The 21,360-nt window shown below is 62.1% G+C and carries 23 protein-coding genes; 11 read left to right on the top strand and 12 right to left on the bottom strand.

Annotation, left to right across the window (positions count from 1 at the left end):
* The first annotated feature begins 15 nt into the window (after positions 1–15).
* The 3 genes from dut to purF all read left to right on the top strand — a co-directional run bounded on the left by dut (position 16) and on the right by purF (position 4,486).
* On the top strand, positions 16–456 hold the full coding sequence (gene dut / locus OHL13_RS16060) for a dUTP diphosphatase (RefSeq protein ID WP_263411141.1): 441 nt from the start codon (positions 16–18) through the stop codon (positions 454–456).
* Between the two features lie 230 nt (positions 457–686).
* On the top strand, positions 687–3,002 hold the full coding sequence (purL, locus tag OHL13_RS16055) for a phosphoribosylformylglycinamidine synthase subunit PurL (protein ID WP_263411140.1): 2,316 nt from the start codon (positions 687–689) through the stop codon (positions 3,000–3,002).
* Complete coding sequence (gene purF, locus OHL13_RS16050; RefSeq protein WP_263411139.1) at positions 3,002–4,486, top strand: amidophosphoribosyltransferase; 1,485 nt, start codon at positions 3,002–3,004, stop codon at positions 4,484–4,486. The genes purL and purF overlap by 1 nt, the downstream gene beginning before the upstream one ends.
* A 120-nt stretch (positions 4,487–4,606) precedes the next feature.
* On the opposite strand, the gene OHL13_RS16045 is transcribed toward purF, so the two are convergent.
* From OHL13_RS16045 to OHL13_RS16025, 5 genes are read right to left on the bottom strand one after another with little or no spacing between them, the layout of a single operon-like run.
* On the bottom strand, positions 4,607–5,077 hold the full coding sequence (locus OHL13_RS16045) for a Rid family hydrolase (protein WP_263411138.1): 471 nt from the start codon (positions 5,075–5,077) through the stop codon (positions 4,607–4,609).
* Positions 5,074–5,571 (bottom strand): DinB family protein, encoded by a 498-nt coding sequence (locus OHL13_RS16040; protein WP_263411137.1) that lies wholly within the window; start codon positions 5,569–5,571, stop codon positions 5,074–5,076. The genes OHL13_RS16045 and OHL13_RS16040 overlap by 4 nt, the downstream gene beginning before the upstream one ends.
* Entirely contained in the window at positions 5,572–6,852 is a 1,281-nt protein-coding gene (purD, locus tag OHL13_RS16035; protein WP_263411136.1) for a phosphoribosylamine--glycine ligase, read from the bottom strand. It lies immediately after the preceding gene.
* A gap of 38 nt (positions 6,853–6,890) precedes the next feature.
* Positions 6,891–7,757, bottom strand: a complete 867-nt coding sequence (gene rsmI, locus OHL13_RS16030) for a 16S rRNA (cytidine(1402)-2'-O)-methyltransferase (RefSeq protein WP_263411135.1) — start codon at positions 7,755–7,757, stop codon at positions 6,891–6,893.
* Entirely contained in the window at positions 7,754–8,875 is a 1,122-nt protein-coding gene (locus OHL13_RS16025; protein ID WP_263411134.1) for a CBS domain-containing protein, read from the bottom strand. Before OHL13_RS16025 ends, rsmI begins: the two co-directional genes overlap by 4 nt.
* Before the next feature lie 56 nt (positions 8,876–8,931).
* Between OHL13_RS16025 and rsmD the strand changes: the two genes are divergently transcribed.
* Together rsmD and OHL13_RS16015 are read left to right on the top strand one after the other, a co-directional pair.
* A complete protein-coding gene (rsmD, locus tag OHL13_RS16020) occupies positions 8,932–9,492 on the top strand; it encodes a 16S rRNA (guanine(966)-N(2))-methyltransferase RsmD (protein WP_263411133.1) in 561 nt (186 codons plus the stop codon).
* 11 nt (positions 9,493–9,503) lie between these two features.
* The gene (locus tag OHL13_RS16015; RefSeq protein ID WP_263411132.1) at positions 9,504–10,064 is read left to right on the top strand and encodes a Maf family protein; all 561 of its coding nucleotides are present in this window, start codon (positions 9,504–9,506) and stop codon (positions 10,062–10,064) included.
* 70 nt (positions 10,065–10,134) lie between these two features.
* Here OHL13_RS16015 and OHL13_RS16010 read toward each other — a convergent pair whose 3' ends face one another.
* The 4 genes from OHL13_RS16010 to OHL13_RS15995 all read right to left on the bottom strand — a co-directional run bounded on the left by OHL13_RS16010 (position 10,135) and on the right by OHL13_RS15995 (position 13,302).
* Positions 10,135–11,232: a M20 family metallopeptidase gene (locus tag OHL13_RS16010; protein ID WP_263411131.1), complete on the bottom strand. Its 1,098-nt coding sequence runs from the start codon at positions 11,230–11,232 to the stop codon at positions 10,135–10,137.
* Positions 11,229–11,999 carry a gamma-glutamyl-gamma-aminobutyrate hydrolase family protein gene (locus OHL13_RS16005; protein WP_263411130.1) on the bottom strand — a complete coding sequence of 257 codons (771 nt, stop codon included), beginning with the start codon at positions 11,997–11,999 and terminating at the stop codon, positions 11,229–11,231. Before OHL13_RS16005 ends, OHL13_RS16010 begins: the two co-directional genes overlap by 4 nt.
* 147 nt (positions 12,000–12,146) lie before the next feature.
* Entirely contained in the window at positions 12,147–12,806 is a 660-nt protein-coding gene (locus tag OHL13_RS16000) for a YqaA family protein (RefSeq protein WP_263411129.1), read from the bottom strand.
* 7 nt (positions 12,807–12,813) lie between these two features.
* Positions 12,814–13,302, bottom strand: coding sequence for a MogA/MoaB family molybdenum cofactor biosynthesis protein (locus OHL13_RS15995; protein ID WP_263411128.1), 489 nt, complete (start codon positions 13,300–13,302; stop codon positions 12,814–12,816).
* A 107-nt stretch (positions 13,303–13,409) separates the two neighbouring features.
* On the opposite strand from OHL13_RS15995, the gene OHL13_RS15990 reads away from it, so the two are divergent.
* From OHL13_RS15990 to miaA, 3 genes are read left to right on the top strand one after another with little or no spacing between them, the layout of a single operon-like run.
* Positions 13,410–14,486 (top strand): TonB C-terminal domain-containing protein, encoded by a 1,077-nt coding sequence (locus OHL13_RS15990; protein ID WP_263411127.1) that lies wholly within the window; start codon positions 13,410–13,412, stop codon positions 14,484–14,486.
* Entirely contained in the window at positions 14,483–14,611 is a 129-nt protein-coding gene (locus OHL13_RS15985; RefSeq protein ID WP_263411126.1) for a hypothetical protein, read from the top strand. Before OHL13_RS15990 ends, OHL13_RS15985 begins: the two co-directional genes overlap by 4 nt.
* Positions 14,605–15,543 (top strand): tRNA (adenosine(37)-N6)-dimethylallyltransferase MiaA, encoded by a 939-nt coding sequence (gene miaA / locus OHL13_RS15980; RefSeq protein WP_263411125.1) that lies wholly within the window; start codon positions 14,605–14,607, stop codon positions 15,541–15,543. The genes OHL13_RS15985 and miaA overlap by 7 nt, the downstream gene beginning before the upstream one ends.
* 169 nt (positions 15,544–15,712) lie before the next feature.
* Here the strand turns inward: miaA and OHL13_RS15975 are convergent, their stop codons facing one another.
* Both OHL13_RS15975 and OHL13_RS15970 read right to left on the bottom strand, forming a co-directional pair.
* Positions 15,713–15,922, bottom strand: a complete 210-nt coding sequence (locus OHL13_RS15975; RefSeq protein WP_263411124.1) for a PGPGW domain-containing protein — start codon at positions 15,920–15,922, stop codon at positions 15,713–15,715.
* A 20-nt stretch (positions 15,923–15,942) separates the two neighbouring features.
* Positions 15,943–18,072 carry a molybdopterin-containing oxidoreductase family protein gene (locus OHL13_RS15970; protein WP_263411123.1) on the bottom strand — a complete coding sequence of 710 codons (2,130 nt, stop codon included), beginning with the start codon at positions 18,070–18,072 and terminating at the stop codon, positions 15,943–15,945.
* A 28-nt stretch (positions 18,073–18,100) separates the two neighbouring features.
* Here OHL13_RS15970 and OHL13_RS15965 point away from each other — a divergent pair, with 28 nt between their 5' ends.
* Positions 18,101–18,544, top strand: a complete 444-nt coding sequence (locus OHL13_RS15965; protein ID WP_263411122.1) for a YybH family protein — start codon at positions 18,101–18,103, stop codon at positions 18,542–18,544.
* A 110-nt stretch (positions 18,545–18,654) separates the two neighbouring features.
* On the opposite strand, the gene OHL13_RS15960 is transcribed toward OHL13_RS15965, so the two are convergent.
* Positions 18,655–20,340: a M20/M25/M40 family metallo-hydrolase gene (locus OHL13_RS15960; protein WP_263411121.1), complete on the bottom strand. Its 1,686-nt coding sequence runs from the start codon at positions 20,338–20,340 to the stop codon at positions 18,655–18,657.
* A 205-nt stretch (positions 20,341–20,545) separates the two neighbouring features.
* Between OHL13_RS15960 and OHL13_RS15955 the strand changes: the two genes are divergently transcribed.
* A complete protein-coding gene (locus OHL13_RS15955; RefSeq protein WP_263411120.1) occupies positions 20,546–21,091 on the top strand; it encodes a YceD family protein in 546 nt (181 codons plus the stop codon).
* Positions 21,092–21,168: 77 nt separating this feature from the next.
* Positions 21,169–21,354: a 50S ribosomal protein L32 gene (rpmF, locus tag OHL13_RS15950; protein WP_263411119.1), complete on the top strand. Its 186-nt coding sequence runs from the start codon at positions 21,169–21,171 to the stop codon at positions 21,352–21,354.
* Positions 21,355–21,360: the final 6 nt, after the last annotated feature.

Raw genomic sequence — 21,360 nt, 5'->3', positions numbered from 1 at the left:
AACAATCAAGTTCGTATGTCACACGAAGTGAAGATCAAGACAAAACGACTCCACCCCAACGCCAGGCTGCCGAAGTATGCCCATGACGGGCCGTGGGGCGATCTCGCGGCCGATCTATACGCTGCTGAGCCTGCGGAGATTGCGCCCGGGCAGACCGCGCTGGTACCTACCGGGCTGGCGATGGAGTTTCCGGCTGAGTATGGCGCGCTGGTCGAAGACCGTTCAGGCCTGGCGGTGAAGGGTGTAACGACGCTGGCCGGGGTGATTGATCCGGGCTATCGGGGCGAACTGAAGATTGTGGTGACGAACCTGTCCGAGAACACGGTAACGCTGGCAGTTGGCGACCGCGTGGCCCAGTTGCGGATTGTGCAGCGGATTGTGGCCTCGTTTGAGGAAGCAGAGGAGATTACCGAGGCTCCGCGGGGTACAGGCGGGTTTGGGTCGACCGGGAAGTAAGTAAGGACAAAGGGTTAAGGACAGGGGGCAGGCCGAAGGCACACGCAAGGCCCCCTACTGCGGCGCCTTGCCTCGCGGCCGGGATGACATCGTCTGGATGCATGAAGCTAGGGCGGCAGACCTAGGGCGGGTTCGGCCCTGTGGACGAAAAGGCCTGGTTGCACCAGAACCGGTGCAGTCGCGTTGCAGTGTAACCCGGCAGCAACGTGAGAGAATCAAGGTAGCCAGCTATGCCTAACGAACTGCAAGCACAGGCCACCCACGTCCCCACACCGGCTCGCATCACGCCCGAGCTGCTTAAACTGCACAGCATCACCGCCGAGGAATATGCTCGCATTGAGCAAACGCTGGGCCGTGTTCCGTCGCTGACGGAGCTGGGCATCTATTCGGTGATGTGGAGCGAGCACTGCTCGTACAAGTCATCGCGCGTCCACCTGAAGCGCCTACCGACCAAGAGCGAACTCGTGGTTCAGGGTCCCGGAGAGAACGCGGGCATTATTGACGTGGGCGACGGATGGGCATGCGCCTTCAAGATTGAGAGCCATAACCACCCCAGCTACATTGAGCCCTACCAGGGCGCGGCGACCGGTGTCGGCGGCATTCTGCGCGACATCTTCACCATGGGTGCACGTCCGCTGGCGGTGATGGACTCGCTGCGGTTTGGTCCGCTGGACGATGCTTCCCTGCCGGAAGAGATTACGCACAAGAACCACGCCGTCGTTGAAGGTGTGGTGCATGGCGTGGCGGGTTACGGCAACTGCTTTGGCGTGCCGAACCTGGGTGGCGAAACGCGTTTTGAGCCCTGTTACAGCGGCAATCCTCTGCTGAACGCCTTTGCCCTGGGCATGGTGAAGCGTGACGAGATTTTCTATGCCAAGGCGACCGGTGTGGGTAACCCGGTGATCTACGTCGGCGCGAAGACGGGCCGCGACGGCATCCATGGTGCCACCATGGCTTCAGAAGAGTTCAAGGAAGGTTCCGAGCAGAAGCGCCCGAATGTACAAATGGGCGATCCGTTCCTGGAGAAGCTGCTGCTGGAGGCCTGCCTGGAAGTCATGCAGATTCCGGGAGCGGTTGCCGGCATTCAGGATATGGGCGCGGCGGGCCTGACCTGCTCCACCTGCGAGATGGGCGCCCGCGGCGGCGTTGGCCTGGATGTCGAGCTGGACAATGTTCCTCAGCGCGAGACGGGCATGAACAGCTACGAGATCATGCTGAGCGAGTCGCAGGAGCGCATGCTGTTGGTGGCCAACAAGGGCCGCGAGCAGGAGGTTCTGGACGTCTTCGCGAAGTGGGGCCTGGATGCGAATATTGTCGGCACGGTGATCGCGGAGAACCGCATGAGGATTCGTCACCACGGCGAGCTGGTGGCTGACCTGTCGAATGAGTCGCTGACCGATGACGCTCCGCTGTACCACCGCCCGGTAGGCACTTGGGTGGCTCCGGTGGAGAAGACGGCTCCGGCGGGAGTGCTGGAGCAGCCGGTGGATTACCCCGCCGCGCTGAAAAAACTGCTGGATGCGGCCAACATCTGCGACAAGCGCTGGGTGTTTGAGCAGTACGACTCGATGGTGCAGACCAACACGGTGCAGGGTCCGGGCAATGAAGCCGGCGTGATGCGCATCAAGGGTACGCAGCGAGCGCTGAGTATGGCGTTGGCAGGCAACGGACGGTGGTGTTACCTGGATCCGCTGACCGGGGCCAAGCACGCTTTTGCCGAGGCAGCACGCAAGGTGGCCTGTACCGGTGCCAAGCCCGTTGCCGCCACCAACTGCCTGAACTTTGGCAACCCCGAAAAGCCGGAGATCATGGCGCAGCTTTCCAATGCCATTGACGGTATTTCCGCAGCCAGCATCGCGCTTGGAGCCCCGATTACCGGCGGCAATGTCTCTCTCTATAACGAGACCCGCGGCGTAGGCATCTATCCAACCCCGGTCCTGGGCATTGTGGGCATTCTGGATGACGTGACCAAGGCGATGCCGGGACACTTCAGCCAGCCGGATGAGGTGATTGTGCTGATTTCGCCGAATACGGCGAAGGCAACCGACTGGCAGACGGAGTTCGGATCCAGCGAGTTTGCAAAGACGGTGCTGGGCAAGCTGTGGGGTGCACCTCCGGCGATTGACCTGGAGAAGGAAGCCGCGCTGCACGCGATGCTGCAGCAGCTGGCGAAGCGGAGCTTCGTCAGCTCGGCCTCGGATATCTCCGACGGCGGCCTGGCCGTGGCCCTGGCAAAGGCCTGCTTCCGCAAGGGCGTAGGCGCTGAAGTGAAGATCGACACCGAGAAGGGCGCGCTGGAGACACTGTTCAGTGAGCCGGCCAGCACGGTGCTGGTGACCTGTTCGCACAAATCTGTAGAAGCCCTGGTGGGCACGATTGAGAAGGATGGTACGCTGATGGCGCAGCCGATCGGTAAGGTGACGGCGGACGGTACGCTGTCCATCACGCTGGGCGGCGAGAACGTGATTCGCGCGGCTGTAAGCGACCTGAAGCAGACCTGGGCTACGGCGCTGGAGTCGCGCCTGGCGACGGAGGTGCTGGCGTAATGACCACCGTAGTGCAGCAGGACGACCTGGAACTCGACGAGACCCCGTTCGACAAACTGAAGGAAGAGTGCGGCGTGATGGCGGTGTATGGCCATCCTGAGGCTGCACGCATGACGTACTGGGGCCTGTACTCGCTGCAGCATCGCGGGCAGGAGTCCGGCGGCATTGCGACCTCGAATGGTGAGGACATCATCGATGTAAAGGGCATGGGCCTGGTGTCGGAGATCTTTACCGACGACGTGCTGCAGAAGCTGCCCGGCGAGATGGCGATTGGCCACACGCGCTACTCCACGACGGGCGACTCGGCACTGCTGAATGCACAGCCGATCCGCGTGGACTCCGTGAAGGGCCTGATTGCAATTGCGCACAACGGCAACCTGGTGAACCTGGGAACTGCGAAAGAGCGCCTGGAGCGCGATGGCGCGGTCTTCCAGACGACCAGCGATACCGAGATTATTGTGCAGTTGATTGCCCACTCGGCGGAGACAACGCTGGTGGACTGTATCGCCGATTCCCTGTCGCAGGTGGATGGTGCGTTCTCGATTGTGATGATGACGCGCAACCGCATCTTTGCGGCGCGCGATCCGCATGGCTTCCGCCCGCTGTGCATGGGCCGCATTACCGGCACCGATGGCAAGCCGGACACCTTTGTTTTTGCCTCCGAGACCTGCGCTCTGGACCTGCTGCACGCCAAGTATGAGCGCGATGTTCAGCCGGGCGAGCTGGTGATGGTGAGCGAGGACGGTGTGACCTCGCGCTTCTTCGATACGAAGAAGACCAAGCAGGCAAGCTGCATCTTTGAGCATGTGTACTTCGCTCGTCCGGACTCGAAGGTGTTTGGCCGCTGGGTGCAGAACAGCCGTGAAGAGATGGGCCGCCAGCTGGCGCGCGAGTCGGGCGTGGATGCCGACCTCGTCGTTCCGGTACCGGATAGCGGCGTAACGGCGGCACTGGGCTACTCGGCCGAGTCGGGCATTCCGTTCAACTTCGGTCTGATTCGCAACCACTATGTGGGCCGCACGTTTATTGAACCGACACAGCGGGTGCGCGACTTTGGCGTGCGCATGAAGCTGAACCCGTCGCGTGCGTTGCTGGAAGGCAAGCGCGTGATCCTGATCGACGACTCGATCATTCGCGGGACAACCAGCAGAAAAATTGTTCGTATGTGCAGAGCCGCCGGAGCGGCGGAGGTGCATATGCGCATCTCCTGCCCGCCGACGATCTCCCCGTGTTTCTACGGTGTGGATACGCCGAGCGCCAAGGACCTGATTGCAGCCAACAACACGATCGAGGAGATTCGCCAGTTCATTGAGGCGGATTCGCTCGCGTACCTGTCGCTGGATGGTGTGCTGAAGGCCTGCGGATCGTTTGACGAGGGCGGCAACGGCTATTGCACGGCATGCTACACGGGCAACTACCCGACGCAGTGGGTGGATGTGGACGAGATTCTGCCCGCGATTACAGTGGAGCCGGTGAAGGCATAGCAGCAGTTGAGGGATAAACAAGAAGGCTCCTGCCGAAGCAGGAGCCTTCTTGTTTTAATCTCGCTTCGCTCGACACCCCACCCTTTCGCGATGCGAAAGAATGGGGTAACAAAGCAGGCTTTATTGCCGGGGACGGGCGGCGACGACCATGACTTCAATCAGGCCGGTGGGGACGACGAGGTTTTTGACCTCGACCGTGGCGCGGACCGGCTTGCGGGGCTGCTCTTTGGAGCCGAAGTTGGCGGAGTAGGCGCGTTCCATGCCGGGACGGTCCATGACGCCGGTCCTGGGGTCTGCCTTGAGGAAGACCTGCATCTGCACGATGTCTCCGAGGCCGAGGCCTTGCTCCTTGAGTACCTTCTCGATATTGGCGAAGGCGGAGCGTGCCTGCTGTTCGGTATCAGAGGTATAGACAGGGGGATTGCCGGGCTTCTCCGGCGTCCCCATGACGCCGCAGACGTAGAGCATGTCGCCGACCCAGATGGCGGGTTCGATACGAACGTCCGGAGCTCCGAGGCGTTTCACCACGACTCCCTGCTGCGCGAAGGCGGCAGTCGAGAGCAGCAGCATTGTGGCCAGCTTGCGCTTCATGCGATCCTCGCGGCAACCATGAGGTAGTCCTGCGGAAGCGGCATGGTAATGCCGTGCTGGCGCAGCAGCGTGGTGAGTTGCGCGTAGTGGCGGATGGAATGCGAGAGCGCATGGAAGAAGACCGCCTTGCGCGTGGCAATCATCTTGCCGAGCGAGCGTGTGACGAACTCAAGCTCTTCATCCCAGTTGGTACCGGACGTTGCCAGGGCTTCACGAAAGAGTGCGATGGCGCGGTCGTGCGTCTCGAAGATCTCCTCCACCGTGGCGAAAGGCACCTGGTCGTACTGAGTCTCGGGCTGTCCGGCAAGACGCTCGGCGTAGCGAAGCTCCACAGCAACGATGTGCTGCATCAAACCGCCGAGGGTGCTGACCTTTGCTATGTCGCAGGAGAACTGAAGCGCCTCAGGATGCTTTGCGAGCAGGTCGCGAAAGCGCGTGGAGGTCTTCTCATTCCAGGTCAGCATCTCGTCGGCGGTGAGTGCAGGCTGAGTCATTTATTTGCCTTCTTCGGCAAGGGCGCGGTAACCAATGTCGCGGCGGTAGAACATGCCTTCAAAACGGATGCTCTCCAGGCATCCGTAAATCATGGCGAGCGCGGTCTTCAGGTCATCTGCAGCGGCGGAGACAGCCAGGACACGGCCGCCCGCGGTGCGGAACTCGCCCTCGACGAGCGAGGTGCCGGCGTGGAAGACCTGCACGGCGCCAGCGTCGCTGGTGGAGGTAAGACCGTCAATCCCGAGGCCGGAGCGGTAGCTGCCGGGATAACCTCCGCTGGCGGCGATGACGCAGGCACTGGCGCCGGGCTTGAGGCGGATGGCAACCTTGTCGGCGCGGCCATCAACCGCGGCATCGAACAGGTCATAAAGATCGGACTCAAGGCGCAGAAGGATCGCTTCCGTTTCCGGATCGCCCCAGCGGGTGTTGAACTCGAGCACCATGGGACCGCGCGCGGTCATCATCAGACCAGTAAAGAGGATGCCGGTGAAGGGGGTGCCCTCCTGCGCCATGCCGTCGACGACGTTCTGCGTGACGTGGGTGGTGAGCCACTCGACCATGCTGGGCTCAAGCAGCGTATCGGTGCAGTAGGCACCCATGCCGCCGGTGTTCAGACCGGTGTCGCCCTCGCCCACGCGCTTGTGGTCCTGCGCGGCGGCAATGGGAATGGCGTGCTTGCCGTCGCAGAGAGCGAAGAAGCTGACCTCTTCGCCTTCAAGGAACTCTTCGAGCACCAGACGGGTTTCGCTGGAACCGAGCAGGGCGCCGGAGAAAATGCCGGCAGCGGCTTCCTCGGCTTCCGCCTTGGTCTGGCAGATGATGACGCCTTTGCCGGCGGCGAGACCGTCAGCCTTTACAACGAGCGGCGTATGGAAGATGGGCAGCGACTTGCGTACCTCTTCAAGCGAGGTACAGACGGCGTAGTGCGCCGTGGGGATGCGGTGGCGCTGCATGAACTCCTTGGCGAAAGACTTGCTGCTTTCGAGCTGAGCGGCAGCCTGCGTGGGTCCGAAGACGCGCAGGCCGCGGGCCTGCATGGCGTCCACGATACCGGCGGCGAGGGGAATCTCGGGGCCAACGACGGTAAGCGCGGGCTGCTCCTGCGCGACGACCGCGAGCATGGAGTCGACGTCCTTTACATCCACGGGAAGGCAACGCGCAATGGCGGCGATGCCGCCGTTACCGGGAGCGCAGACCACTTCCGTGACTTTGGAACTCTGCTGCAACGACCATACGAGGGCATGCTCGCGACCACCACCACCAATAACCAGAACCTTCATAGATAGTTTGAGCCTAGCAAATTTGCCGGGATGGGTGCTTAGTGTCGGGCCTTCTCGCGCTGCCACTGGCGGTAGATCTCGCTCTTACCCAGGTTGCGATCGCGGGCGACCTGCTTGAGGGCATCTTTCTCGCTGATGCCCTGTTTCATGAGGACATCGACTGCTGTGGCAATGGAGGTTTGGGGTGTGCTGGCCTGCTCCGTGGTGATGCGGTTGCCGCTGAGCAGGAGGACGAACTCGCCCTTGATGGCGTCGCGGCTTGTGAGCGTTGCAAGCACTTCCGAGACGGGGCCGCGCAGGTGCTCCTCGTGCAGCTTGGTGACCTCCCGCGCGATGGCGATTGGGTGCTGTGGGCCGAGGACCGTGATGACATCCGCCAGGGTCTCAAGGATGCGGTGCGGCGCCTCGTAAAAGATATGCGTTGTGCCGTTGAAGGCGAGGGATTCGATCTGCGACTGGCGCTGACCGGCTTTTGCGGGAAGAAAGCCGTGGAAGGTGAAGGTCTCCGTCGACAGGCCACTGGCAATGAGGGCGGAGATGGCCGCGTTGGCACCGGGGATCGGGTAGACGGCGATGCCTGCCTCGATGGCGGCGGCGACGACCTTGGAGCCTGGGTCCGCAATGCCGGGGGTACCTGCGTCCGAGACGATGGCGATGCGTTTTCCAGCGCGCAGATCGTCCAGAAACTCTACCGTGCGCACGACTTCGTTGTGCTGGTGATAGCTGACGGTCGGCTTCTGGATATGGAAGTGGTTCAGCAGCTTCTGTGTCTGGCGGGTGTCCTCGCAGGCAATGCGGTCCACCGACTGCAGCACGCGCAGGGCGCGGAGGGTTATGTCTTCCAGGTTGCCGATGGGAGTTGCGACGAGATAGAGACCGGGAGCGAGCGGTGCGGCTTCCGTCACGACTGCTGCTCCTCGGCACCGCGCATACGGCGGCGCAGGGCGAGCAGGCTCATGGACTGGTTGAGATTCTGCGGCGTAATGATGCCGACGATGCGTTCTCCGTCGAGCACGGGGACCAGCTGCGCCTGGGCCCGGGGTCCCATCATGCGGCGCAGGGTCTGCACCAGCGAGTCACTGGACTGCGCGGTGTGGAAGCCGCGGGACATGATGGCTTGCACATATCCGTTGCCCTCGGCCTGCAGCGTCTCCAGAATGCTTTGGCGGCTGATAACACCGACTAGGATGGTGCCGCGGGTGACGGGGAAGACATCCTGCATGGTGTGGATGGACTTTTCGAGGGCGTCTTCGAGGGTATCTGAGGCGGAGAGTGTCGCGAACTCGGTGAGCATGACGTCACGCATCAGCACGGTATCCACCGAGTTCTGCAGCATGAGGCCGTGATCTTCCATCTGCGCGCCGATCAGGACAAACGCGCCGATGAGCAACAGCCACATGTTGAAGGTGACGATGCCGGCGATGATCATGACCAGCGCAATCAACTGGCCGAAGCCGACGGCGGCACGGGTTCCGCCCGCAAGTCCACGCGAACGCGAGAACTCGCCACGCAGGACCCGGCCTGCATCGAGCGGCCAGGCTGGCAGCAGGTTGATGGCGCCGAGCAGAAGCTGGATCCAGAAGGCGGCGCGCAGGAGGTGAAAGGGCGAGATCCATGGGCGGCTGAGCATATCGACGCCAGGAGTAGCGGCGAAGATGAGCAGGCCGATGATGGCGCCGAACAGGAAGCTGGTGATGGGGCCGACGATGGCGAGCTTGCGCTGGATGGCGCCCTCGTTGGCACGCTCCATGGACTCCGCCGTGGCGAAGGTGATGACACCGCCGGTGGGCAGGAGCTGGATGGACCGCACCTCAAGTCCGAACCAGGCGCAGGCAAGCGAACGCGCGATCTCGCGGACCACCACGGCGAAGAAAAGAATGAACCAGAGTGCAGCGCCGCGAAGGCCGCTGTGGCCGGACATGGAGGCCCAACTGAGGGAGAGTGCGAGCAGCAGCACAAAGAAGGTGTGCATACGAATCTCGACACCAAACCAGCGGCCAAGCGGAATGGACCACGAGCGCATCAGGTTTATTGTACGGAAGTTGCCAGGTGCGGGCTTTACGGTGCAAGGTGAACAGGATGCGCATTATTGGCGGCAAGTGGAGATCGCGTCCGATTGCGGCTCCGAAAAGTGAAGCAACACGACCAACGAGCGACCGCCTGCGCGAGACGCTTTTCAACGTGCTGGGGCAGGATTGCACAGGCCTGCGCGTGGTGGATTTGTACGCTGGATCGGGCGCTGTGGGCCTGGAAGCCCTGAGCCGTGGAGCGCGGCGAGTATGGTTCGCGGAGAAGTCATCGCCCGCGCTGGCTGCGCTGCGCGGCAACCTGAAGACTCTGGGGGCGGAAGGCAGCGTGGTGGAGAGTGGCGGCGTCTCCGTACTGCTGACCAGGCTGGCGAAGGACAAAACCGCGCTGGATATCGTCTTCCTGGACCCTCCCTGGGATATGGAGCAGGAATACGCGAAGACGCTCGGGTTCCTTGGCGCGCAGGAATATCTGTTGAACGAAGGAGGCCGCGTCGTGGCCGAGCATCGTAGCAAGACCGACCTGCCGGAGCGTGTAGGGGGGCTGAAACGGGTGCGCGTTCTGAAGCAGGGTGACGCTTCGCTGAGCTTCTACATGTGGAGCGGCGAGTAATACTGATGGAGATGCGACTGATTCTTGCCTCCGCCTCCCCACGACGCCGCGAATTGCTTACGCAGGCCGGTATTCCCTTTACCGTTGAGACGGCGGATATTGACGAGTCTCAATTGCCAGGTGAGGACCCGGTGACCTACACCACGCGGCTGGCACGAGAGAAGGCGCTGGCGGTGCTGGAGAAGCATGCGGGCGAAGACGATGTCCTGGTACTGGGCGCGGACACGATTGTGACTGTAGATGGCCTGTTGCTGGGCAAGCCAAAGGATGCCGACGATGCCGCGCGCATGTTGCGGATGTTGAGCGGACGGGCGCATGAGGTGGTGACGGGCGTCGCTCTGCTCTCGGTGGAGAAGACGGTGAGTCATGCGGAGCGGACGGCGGTCTTCTTCCAGGCGGTAAATGAGGATGAAATTGCAGCGTATGTCGATACGGGCGAGCCGATGGATAAGGCCGGGGCGTATGGCATCCAGGGCCAGGCGGCCCGGTTTATTCCGCGCATCGAAGGGGATTACTCGAATGTGGTGGGGTTGCCGGTGGCGGTTGTGGCGGGGATGTTGAAGGGTTTTTGAGGGTGTTGGGCGCCCACCCTCGCAGGTAAAGCAGATTCCTTCGCTTCGCTTGGTCGAGATGACAGAGCTTCTAAGCGTGGAGCATGTTGGCGAGGAGCTGGGTGCGAGGCAGGATATGCGATAGCTCTACCTGCTCATGCACCGCGTGGGCACCGATGCCGACGGCTCCCATACCGTCGAGCGTGGGTGCAAAAGGGGCTGTGAAGTTGCCATCAGAGCCACCGCCGGTGGCGGCTTCGTCGAGCTGGAAGCCAAGCTGTGCAGCCAGCTTCTTTGCCTGCCTGTAGAGGCGGACTGTGCCGGCGGAGCGTTCCATGGGCGGGCGGTTGATGCCGCCTGTAACGGTGAGCGTGCAGGCTTTATCGATGGGCTTCAGCGCACGGAGCTTGCGGTCGATACGTTCCCCGTCGCGAGCGGTGGGGATGCGAAGGTCAATCTCTGCCCAGGCCTGCGCGGCGATAACGTTGGACTTGGTGCCGCCGCCGATCACGCCGGCGTTGAGCGTGATGCCGCGCTGCAGATCGTTGAGTTCCGCGATCCGGAGCAACTGGCGCGAGAGCTCAAGCGTGGCCGAGTGGCCTTTTTCGGGATCGACACCTGCGTGCGCGCTGATGCCGGTGACAGTGAGACGGTAGTTGCCGATTCCCTTGCGCTGCGTTTTGTAGGCCCAGTTGGGGGCCTGCGCTGGTTCCAGAACGAAGACGGCTTCAGCGGCCTGTGCGGTTTTTTCTGTAATGGGGCGCGAGACCGGGCTGCCGATCTCCTCTTCCGAGACGAGCAGAAGGATGACCTCACGTGTGAGAGGAGCGGAGCGCAGGGCTTCCAGCGCCATGACGACACCGAGCTTCATATCCAGAACGCCGGGGCCGTAGAGGTGCGTGGCTGTCTGCCGCCAGGGCATGGTTTCAAGCGTGCCGACAGGCCAGACGGTGTCGAGATGACCGAGCAGGACGATGGGCTTCTGGCTGCGGCGCCTGGGACCGAAGCGAAGTTCGAGGATGTCGCCGTACTGCTTCTGCTTGTGGCGCTTGATGCGCGGTGCAAGATCGGAGGCCAGCTCCAGAAGCACATCGGCGCAGCGATCGACGGCGGCCTTGTCGTCCGAGGGCGACTCAATGCTGACGAGGGCCTGCGTCTGGGTGAGGATGCGGGCGAGGTCGAGGCTCATGCGACGGAGTCCTTGATCTCGCGGGGCTTCCAGTTGCGGGCCTCGTTGACGAAGCGCTCGAAGATAGCGCGCGAGGCGGGCGAGTGGTCGAAGGTGCGTTCCGGATGCCACTGCACGCCGAGGACGAAGTGGCCGGGGTGCTGGCCGCCTTCGACGGCTTCGATGATGCCATCTTCGGGGCTGCGGGCGACAACGCGGAGGCCGTCACCGGGGTCTTTGAGAGCCTGGTGGTGGCTGCTGTTGATGGGCAGTGAGAGCTTGTGATCGTGCTCAGGGACGCCGGTTGCGGCGACGAGGCCACCCAGCATGGAATCAGCTACGATCTCGGCCTGGTGCGCGTCCATAATCTCGCGACCGGCTTTGTGGTTTACTCCAGTGCCTTCGACGTGCTGGATGAGCGAGCCGGTGCGCCAGACGTTGAGTATCTGCGTGCCGAAGCAGATGCCGAGCAGCGGCTTGTGCATGTTGTGCGCATCCTGCAAAAGTAGCTCGTCGACGTTTTCGCGGAGTGGGTCTGCATCCGCCGACATGGGATCGCGTACCTCGCCATATTTCTGCGGATTGACGTCAGCGCCGCTGCCGGGGAGGAGGAAGGCCTGGCAGGAGTTCGCGATTCTTGCGATCTGGTCATTGGTGCTGTCGAGCGGGACGGGGACGGGCTCGGCACCGCAGCGGCGGACGGCTTCGGCGTATTGCGGCCAGGCACGTTCAGAGTATGCGGCGTCAGCGGACCAGGGGATAGGGATGGCGATGCGGGGCGTGTCCATACGAAGAGTTAATTGTATGCGTGTAGGGATTTGTGGCTCACGAACCCACCCTAGCGGTGCGAGGGTGGGGCAACCGATCCGGATGAGGAAGCTGCTGATGTCCCACCCATGCTTCGCATGGATGGGGCACCCAGAGTGGCGGCTTGGTTAGTTTTCCGGAGAGGTGTCTTCGGCGGGGAAGGTTTCGCCTTTGCGGCGGTTGAAGAGCTTGCGCATGATCCAGAGGCCGATGACCAGCAGGAGGATGCCCACGATGCTCCAGACGTAGCCGAGGTGCTGGTGGATCATAACGCTGGCGACATCGATGATCTGCGGACCGTAGTAGACGGTGATGGCTGCCTCCACACCGAAGCGGAGGAACTTGCCCAGGAAGATGGCCAGGAAGAAGGTGGCCGTGTGCATCTCAAAGACGCCTGCGGCGAACTCGAAGAGCTTGATGGGAGTGGGAGGCGGCATCATGGCGGGGATCATGATGGCGAAGAACTCCTGGCGCTCAAAACGGTCGCGAAGTTGCTCGTACCGTTTGCGATTGATGCGCTTGAGCAGGAAGAGCTCTCCACCGGCGCGGCCCACGTAGAACGGCACAAGGCTGCCAACCGCGGAACCCGCCGCGGCCAGCAGAACGTACAGGAACGCCTTGCGGTGGTCGTTGACGACGTAGGCAATCAGCAGAGCGTCAATGGGCACCGGGATAGTGGCCGAGTCGATAAGAGCAAGCGCGCCGATGCCCCAGAAGCCAAGCGGGAGGAGCAGTTTGAGCAGCCAGGCGCTGAACTTCTTGATGAGGACTGAAGGTGAGGATTTCACGGAAGTTCTATTTTATCGTGCCGGGTTGGGCGTGTTCAGTGTGGCCCGCGAGCAGGTCGAGGGCGTGGGAAAGCAGCGGAAGCACGGATTCGATTGATTCCTGTGCTCCCCTGGGGCTTCCCGGGAGGTTGATGACGAGGGAATGGTCGAGGATTCCGCAGACGCCGCGGCTGAGGATGGCGAGTGGGGTCTTTTTCAGGCCTTCGGCGCGCATGTGCTCCGCCAGTCCGGGAACCAGGCGGGTGCAGACGGCGAGCGTGGCCTCCGGGGTGATGTCGCGTTCTGCCAGTCCTGTGCCACCGGTGGTGACCACCAGGGGGGAGTTTTCGGCGGCATGACGCAGGGCGGAGGAAATGGCGTCTAACTCATCGGGAACGAGGTTGGTTGTGACGCTAAACCCTGCCTGCTCCAGCACCTGGCGGACACGCGGGCCGGAAAGGTCCTGCCGGGTACCGGCAAAGCTGCTGTCAGAAACGGTAATAACGGTGGCACGCACCCGGTCATTGTACGGGGCCGGGTACCGGGAAATAGTGAGAAAATAAGGAGAAGGCCGACTGCCGGCGAGACTTCCGGGTCGCGGTGGAAGTCTTACTTGATGACACGATGACGCCAGTGGAAACGCCACCCAATGCTCCTCAGCCGGAGCTAAGCGGACGGAAAACGCGCCGCTATGACGAGATGGAGCACCATGAACTGCTCCATTTGATGGACGAGGTCGACGACGAGCGAGCTCGTGCGCGGTTCCGTGAATCGATCTACATCTCGGTCATCGTATGGCTGATTCTGGGCTGGTTCCTGCTGTACGGGCCGAAGGTCCTGTTCCACCAAGGCAAGATGATTACCGTAGTGGACGCTCTGAAGCAGCGTGACCAGGAGTTGCGCTACCTGGACCTGCCGCCGGACGTCAGCAAGAAGCTGCAACAGCATAAGACCGACATCATCAGCGACAAGGATCGCGTCGCGCAGACGAAGACCCCATCGGTGGACAAGAAGACCCTGCAGCAGTTGCAGGCGATGCAGCGCAGCGCTCCGCCCGCGCCGACGCAGGCTCCTCCCGCTCCGACCCCGGCACCGCAACAGGCAGGGCCCGCACCGGCTCCGCAGCCGCAACAGCAGGCTCCTCAGCAGCAGGTGCAGCAGCAACCGCTGCCTTCCACGCCGCTGCCGCAGCATCCGACGCAGCAGGCTACTGTGGATGCCCCGAAGCCAAGCTTCAATACAAGCCGCGGAGCGACGACGGGCTTCGGCAATCTGGTGCAACAGGCCGCGCGTGACGCACGCAGCGGCGGTGGCGGCGGCAACTATGGTTCCAACGCGACGCCGCAGCACCCGGGCCTGCAGGCGGGCGCCGAAATTCTTTCGGACACGATGGGCGTGGACTTCAGCTCGTATATGAAGCGGCTGCATGCCGATATTCAGCGCAACTGGGACCCACTGATCCCGGAGTCCGTTCGTCCGCCGATCATGAAACAGGGCGTGACCGGTATCCGGTTTGTGATTCTGCCGGATGGCCGGATTGGCAACATCATGCTGGAAACGAAATCGGGCGACGTGGCTTTGGATAAGGCGGCCTGGAGCGCAATCATAAGTGAGGGCCAGTTCCCTCCGCTGCCCAAGGAGTTCAAGGGGCCGTACCTTGAACTGCGCTGCGGATTTTTCTACAACATGCCGGTGCAATGAAGACCGAAGAGCAAAGTTCCCTAGCGCGCGGCCTGCTGTGGCTGGCGCTGGTTGTGGTGGTGTTTGCATTGTGGCGCGCCGCCACGCACCACACGCTGGGAGCGGGATGGTGGAAGCCATGGTAGATCCGCTACTGGTAGTTCTGGTGGGGCCAACGGCCAGTGGCAAGACAGCTTTGAGCCTGCGGCTGGCGGAGCAGTTTGGCGGCGAAATTGTAAGCTGCGACTCGGTCTCGGTGTACCGGGGCATGGATGTTGGCTCGGCCAAGCCGTCGCTGGAAGAGCAGGCTGCGGCTCCACATCACCTGATCGATGTCTTTGATCCTGATGAAGCCTGCACGGCCGGCGATTACAGCCGCCTGGCACGGGAGGCGATTGCGGGGATTGTTGCGCGTGGAAAGTTGCCGATTGTAAGCGGCGGGACCGGGCTGTACCTGCGGGCGCTGACCGAGGGGCTGTTCGATGGGCCGCAGCGGGATGAAGAACTTCGCGAACGACTGCGGACAACGGCCGCAAAGCATGGAAGTGCATGGCTGCACAGGATTCTGGCGCGGCTGGACGTGAAAGCTTCCGAAGGAATCCACGCGAACGATACGCCCAAGCTGATTCGGGCGATTGAGGTGTGCCTGGCAGCAAAACAGCCGATGACCGAAGCGTGGGCCGAGCAGGGGCGCGACCCGCTGAGGGGATACAGGATTCTGCGGATTGGGCTGAATCCGGAACGCCCCCTTCTGTATGAACGGATCAACCGGCGGGCGGCGGCGATGTTTGAGCGCGGGCTGGTTGAAGAGACTGCGGCGCTGGTGGAGAAATTTGGCGTGGAGGCGAGGCCGCTCACCTCGCTGGGGTATGTGCAGGTGCTGGCGTTGCTGCGGGGAGAAATGTCGCATGAGGAAGCCATTCAGGCGGCACAGCAGGGGCACAGGAACTATGCCAAGCGGCAGTTGACCTGGTTCCGGCGGGATGAGGATGTTCACTGGATGGCGGGATTTGGGGATTCGCCTGAGGTGATGGAGACGGTGCTGGGGTTGGTGGAGAAGCAGATCTTTCCAGGATGACAAAGGCTACGGCAGAAGCAGATTCCTTCGCTGCGCTACGGAATGACAAAGCAAGAAAAGCAGGTCCTTCGCTACGCTCAGGATGACACGTTTGATTTATGTGGTGTCAACCCACCCATCGCTTTGCGATGGATGGGGCACCCAGAGTTGTGGCGGGGTGAAAACCGCGTTATTGTGCAGAGGATTTGACCTTGGCTTTGGCCTGATCCCACTTCAGCTTGACGTGGTGGAGCAGGCGGGCGGCCCAGGGGCGGTCGACGGCGAGGATGGCAAGGCCGCCGATAAGCAGGGGGATGCCGGGGATGACGGGCAGAATACAGCCCGCGAGGCCTGCAAGGATGAGGAGCCAGGCGCCGGTTTCACGAAGAATTCGCTTCACCTGGACTTAGACGCAAGGGGCTAGACGCAGGATTTACGGACTTCTACCAGGGTGGAATAGAAAGTTGCCCCCCCGCCTATGTCGGTGAGTCGCTCGCTGGTGAGCAGATTGATGCCCTGGCCGCGACTGTGGGTCTTGTTCCAGGAGAGGCGGGCGGCGACAACGCCCTGCGGAACGGTGCCGTCGACCTGGGCGGTGAGGGTCATGCTGCCGCGGTCATTGAAGATCTCTACGTCGTCTCCACTGGCGATACCGCGCAGATCTGCATCGGTGCGGTGGAGTTCGAGTATCCCGATGCGGCCGCATTCCAGCTTTTGATGGCCGGCAAGATTCGCGAAGGTGGAGTTCATATAGTTGTCGGCCTTGCGAGGCAGAAACTCCAGCGGATAGACGGCGGCCTGGGGGCCAAGGCGCGACTCCTGGGCCGGGTGGAAGGTGGGCAGGGCGTCACTGCCTTCCGCTTCAAGAGCGATGGAGGAGAACTCACCCTTCCCGCTGGGAGTGCGGAACCAGTCCGGCGAGGAGAAGGGCAGACCTTCTGGCAGGTTGAGGCGGATGTGGCCTTCCAGCGCGAGACGCTCGGGAGTGATGCCCTGGAAGAAGGGATGGCGCGTATCGTAGGCCTGGGCGATGAGGTCGTCTTCGGTGTCGTGGAAGCAGTCTTCGGAGAACCCCATGCGTTGAGCGAGCTGGCCAAAGAGCCAGACGTTGGATTTTGCCTCACCAAGCGGCGCAATGGCCGGGGTGTTGAGCTGGGCGTAGAGGTGGCCGTAGGCTCCCTGCGTGTCCTTGACTTCGAGGAAGGTGCCGGCGGGGAGAAGGATATCGGCGTAGTCGGCGGTGTCAGTAAAAAACTGCTCGTGGACGACGGTGAAGAGGTCTTCGCGGGCCATGCCTTCCAGAACGGCGTTCTGGTTGGGGGCAACTGCGGCGGGGTTCGAGTTGTAGACGAAGAGCGCCTTGACCGGCGGGTCGTTTAGTGCCGTGAGTGCCTGCCCCAGTTGCGACATGTTGACGATACGGGCGTCGCGGCCAAGCGGGCTGGACTTCATCAGCTCCGGCATCTGCAGCTTTGCGGAGTTGAAGGGGAAGGAGCCCGAAGTAGAGAGCGTGACGCCGCCGCCCTGGTGCATCCATGCTCCGGTGAGCAGGGGCAGCATAAGGACGGCGCGGGCGGCGGCACCGCCGTTTTCGCTGCGCTGGATACCGTAGTTCAAGCGGATAGCCGAGGGGATGGCATGGGCGTACTCACGGGCCAGGCGTTCGATGTCCTGGGCAGGAATGCCTGTGATCTGCGAGACGTTTTCCGGCGCGTATTCGGCTTGCAGGACGTGCTGCTTCAGGTCGTCAAAGCCGTGGGTGCAGCGGGCGATGTAGTCATCGTTCTGGAGGCCGTCACGCAGGATGACGTGCATCATGCCAAGGGCGAGGGCAGTATCGGTCCCAGGACGGATGGCGATGTGCCAGTCGGCGAGAGCCGCGGTACGGGTCTTGTAAGGATCGATAACGACGAGCTTTGCGCCATTGCGGCGGGCCTGCTCAATGAAAGGCCACAGGTGAATGTTGTTGCCGTGGATGTTCGCGCCCCAGGCGATGATGTAGCGGGCGTGGGCGTAGCTCTGCGGCTCCACGCCAAGCTTGACTCCGTAAACGCTGGTGAGCGCGGCTCCGCCGGCCGAGGCGCAGATGGTGCGGTCAAGCTGAGATGCACCGAGGCGGTGGAAGAAGCGGCGGTCCATGGAGCCATAGCCGAGCTGACCGATGGTTCCGGCATAGGAGTAGGGCAGGATGGACTCGGGACCGTGTGCGTCTGCAATCGATTGCAGGCGCTGGGCGATGGTGTCGAGAGCTTCATCCCAGGAGATACGCTCGAAGGCGTCCACCTCTTTGCCTTGCGGCAATGGGCCTTTGCGCACACCGGCGCGGCGGCGCATAGGATAGAGCATGCGGTCAGGCGAATAGACGCGGTCAAGGTACTTGGCGACCTTGCCGCAGAGGAAACCGCGGGTAACCGGGTGCGCGGGGTCGCCCTGGATCTTGATGGCGCGATCGGTCAGCGTGTCGACGGTGACCAGGACACCGCAGGAATCAGGGCAGTCATGCGAACAGACGGCATGCACCACTTTCGTGTTGGCCTGCGCGTTAGCCATAGGTACATTTTAGTTCTCAGGAGAATTCATGCGCCGTTTTTTGCTCGCTGTTGTTCTTGCCACTGCCACACTTGCATCCGCTCAAACGATGGGAACGGTTCCCCAGCAGACGCTGGATTGCGTGAAGGTGCTGCTGGCGCAGGAGCGGGCATGGAACGCCGGGGACATTGATGGCTTTCTGGCCGGGTACCAGAATTCTCCGGAGACGATTTACGTGAGCCGCGAGATTCATAAGGGGTTCGAAGGGCTGGCGGACAACTACCGCAGAAGCTATCCGACGAAAGCGGCGATGGGTACGCTGAGCTTCAGCGACTTTGATGTCACGCGGCTGGATGACAACTTCGCCGTTCTGCTGGGCAAGTACAAGCTGGAACGGTCAAAGAAGGATGGCGGGAGCGCCGAGGGGATCTTTTCGCTGGTAATGGAGAAGACCGAGAACGGATGGAAGATTGTGGTGGACCACACGACTTAGGGTTGATTGAGGGGAAAAAGAACGCCGGCCGTCGAGGCCGGCGTTCTTTTTGCTCGTGGGAGATTTTCGGCACAGCTTCGGCCGTGCCCTGACGAGGCAGATTGCACCGGTTATTTGGTGGGGTAGAGGCCTTCCAGGGGTTTGGGCGTGTTGAGATTGAGGGGTTTGCGGGGCATCATGGCGTCGCGCTGGCTGGCGTTCCAGAGGAAGATGGCCATGATGGTTGCGGCCTGGCGCAGGTCTGGTTCAGAGAGACGCTCGTAGGTGTCCAGCGCCGTGTGGTGGGTGCGGGTTTCGTAATCACGGGGGTCCTGGATGAACTGGAACCCGGGCAAGCCAGCCTGGTCGAAGTTGACGTGGTCGGTGGAGCCGGTGGCACGCTCGGAGACGGTAGTGAAGCCGAGGTCACGGATGGGCTCCATCCACTGGCGGAAGATACTGGCCGCGGGAGTATTGCCCTCGGCGTAGATGCCGAGGAACTTGCCGGTGCCGTTATCCATATTGAAGTAGGCGTCGAAGGTGTTGTAGTCGCCCTTTGGCGTAACCTTTTCGGGCAGCATGACGAACTCGGGCAGGTTCTTAGTGACCTCGTTCTGCGGGTACTTCAGGCTGGCCAGGTGGCTGACTACATAGCCGCGTGAGCCGTAGATGCCCTGCTCCTCGCCACCCCAGAGAGCAACGCGGATGGTGCGGCGAGGCTTGAGGTCCAGCGCCTTGAGGATGCGGAGAGCTTCCATGGCGACGATGACGCCGGCGCCGTCGTCGGTGGCTCCGGTTCCGGCAATCCAGCTATCGAGATGGCCACCAGCCATGACGACCTGATCCTTGAGGACGGGATCGGTACCGGGCAGATCGGCGATGACGTTCAGGCCGTCGACCTTATCGCCGCTGAACTGGGTCTGGATGTTGATGCGGACGCTGACCGGGACCTTGTGACTGAGCAGGCGCGACATGCGCATCCAGTTTTCTGTGTTGACGACTGCACCGGGGATGAGTTGCTTGTGTTCGGGCTTGAAGACGAACCAGCCGAAGGCCGCGGTGCCGGTGTCGTCGTGCATGGCTCCGTTGCTACCGCCGGGAATGAGGGCGGCGACGGCGTGCTCGTCCGCGAAGAACTTTGCGACGCTCTCTTTGAAGGGGGTGAAAACCTTGCTCCAGTAAGTGAGGTCGGTGGGCAGGACGTCGGTCTCGCCCTGGTCGCCGTCGAGCGGGTACTCGAAGAGGTGCTGGAGCCTGGTGGCATCGTAGCTCTGGATGGGTGTAGGCGGGTTGGGCGAGGTCTTTGGGGCGTCGCCATAGAGGATGACCTTACCGGCGAGCTTGCCCTTCCACTTTTCGAAGTCTTTTTCGGTATGGAGGGTGGGAATGGCGATGACTTCGGCGGTGGTTTCGCCATTGGTGGCGGGCGACCAGGGGCCGGCCTGCGCGATGACGGTGGCGGTGGCAGGTGCGGTCATCAGGACCGAGGTGCCGATCTGACGCCAGCCGATGCCGGTTTCGCCGAAGCTTTCAGTATGGGCGTTCGCCAGACCCATGCGCTTGAACTGGTCGACGGACCAGTCAGCGGCCTTCTGGTAGTCGGGCGAGAAGGTGAGACGGGGGCCGACGCCGTCAAAGAGCGCCGCACCGTATTCCATGACATGGGAGCGGTTGATGCCTTCGTCGCGTATGCGAGCGATGGTATCGAGGTCGAGCTTTTCCGCGGCGGGCGGGGAGGGGAGGGGGGAGTCCTTCTTCTGCGCGAGGGCCAGAGCAGGAAGGGCGAGACATAGTGCGGTTGCTACGATTTTGTACATTGTGACGGCAATGATAGCGGATGCCAGGTCGTGTCACTCCCCACGGTCTGGGGAGTAGAAGCAGATCCTTCCAGAATGGCAAAAGACAAGAAAAGCAGAAGCGGTCGAACTTTGCGCGAGGCCCACTCATCCGCTTCGGGCATGAAGGGGGCACCCGGCACCCGCCTGGGGATAGATGCGCGATAATGGGAGAGGAGGTTCCGCCGTGCTGATTACACCGCTGCAACTGGAAAAAGAGCCGCTGGAACTGGACGAGAAGCTGCCGGAGCTGGACTATGCTCCGGATGTGCGCCAGGTGAAGCCGCTGACCGTGACCGGACTGGCTGAGCTGCTGGAAGAGCATCGCGGGCCGAAGGAGATTGTGCAGGATATCCGCCTGCGGGCGAAGTATTCCGGCGACTTCGAGGTGCTGTGTGCGCGGTGCTTGGACCCGGTTCCACAGCATCTTGAGGGTGAATTTGACCTTCTGTTCCGTCCGGGAGGTGTGGATGGGGTTGCGGGGGAACACGCAATTTCGGAAGCTGAGACGGAAATCGGGTATTATGAACAGAGCGGCCTTGTGCTGGAGGACGTCGTGCGTGAGCAGGTGTTGCTTTCCCTGCCCGGACGAACGCTCTGCAGTGAGGACTGCAAAGGACTTTGCCCGAGTTGCGGACAGAATCTGAACCAGGGAAGCTGTGACTGCGCAGACCGAACGGTCGACCCGCGGTGGAACGCTCTCGCAGATCTGGCCAGCCGGATGAAATCTTAAGATCTCAAAGGATTGTGCCGTAGAAGAGCGCGTAGGTTTACCGAGCGCCATCTGCGGTGATGTGAAAGGAACCTACCATGCCGAATCCGAAACGGCGCCATTCCAAGCAGCGCACCGCGAAGCGCCGCAGCCACGACTTCCTCGTACCCACGGGCGTTTCTGAGTGCCCGAACTGCCACGAGCGCAAGCTGCCCCACCGTGCGTGCCCGAAGTGCGGCACCTACAAGGGCCGCGAAGTGATCGCGGTCAAGAGCGAAGCTTAAGTTTAG

This window comes from Terriglobus tenax (assembly GCF_025685395.1).
GTDB classification, from domain to species: Bacteria; Acidobacteriota; Terriglobia; order Terriglobales; family Acidobacteriaceae; genus Terriglobus; species Terriglobus tenax.
This window is presented reverse-complemented; position numbering and strand designations above follow the sequence as displayed.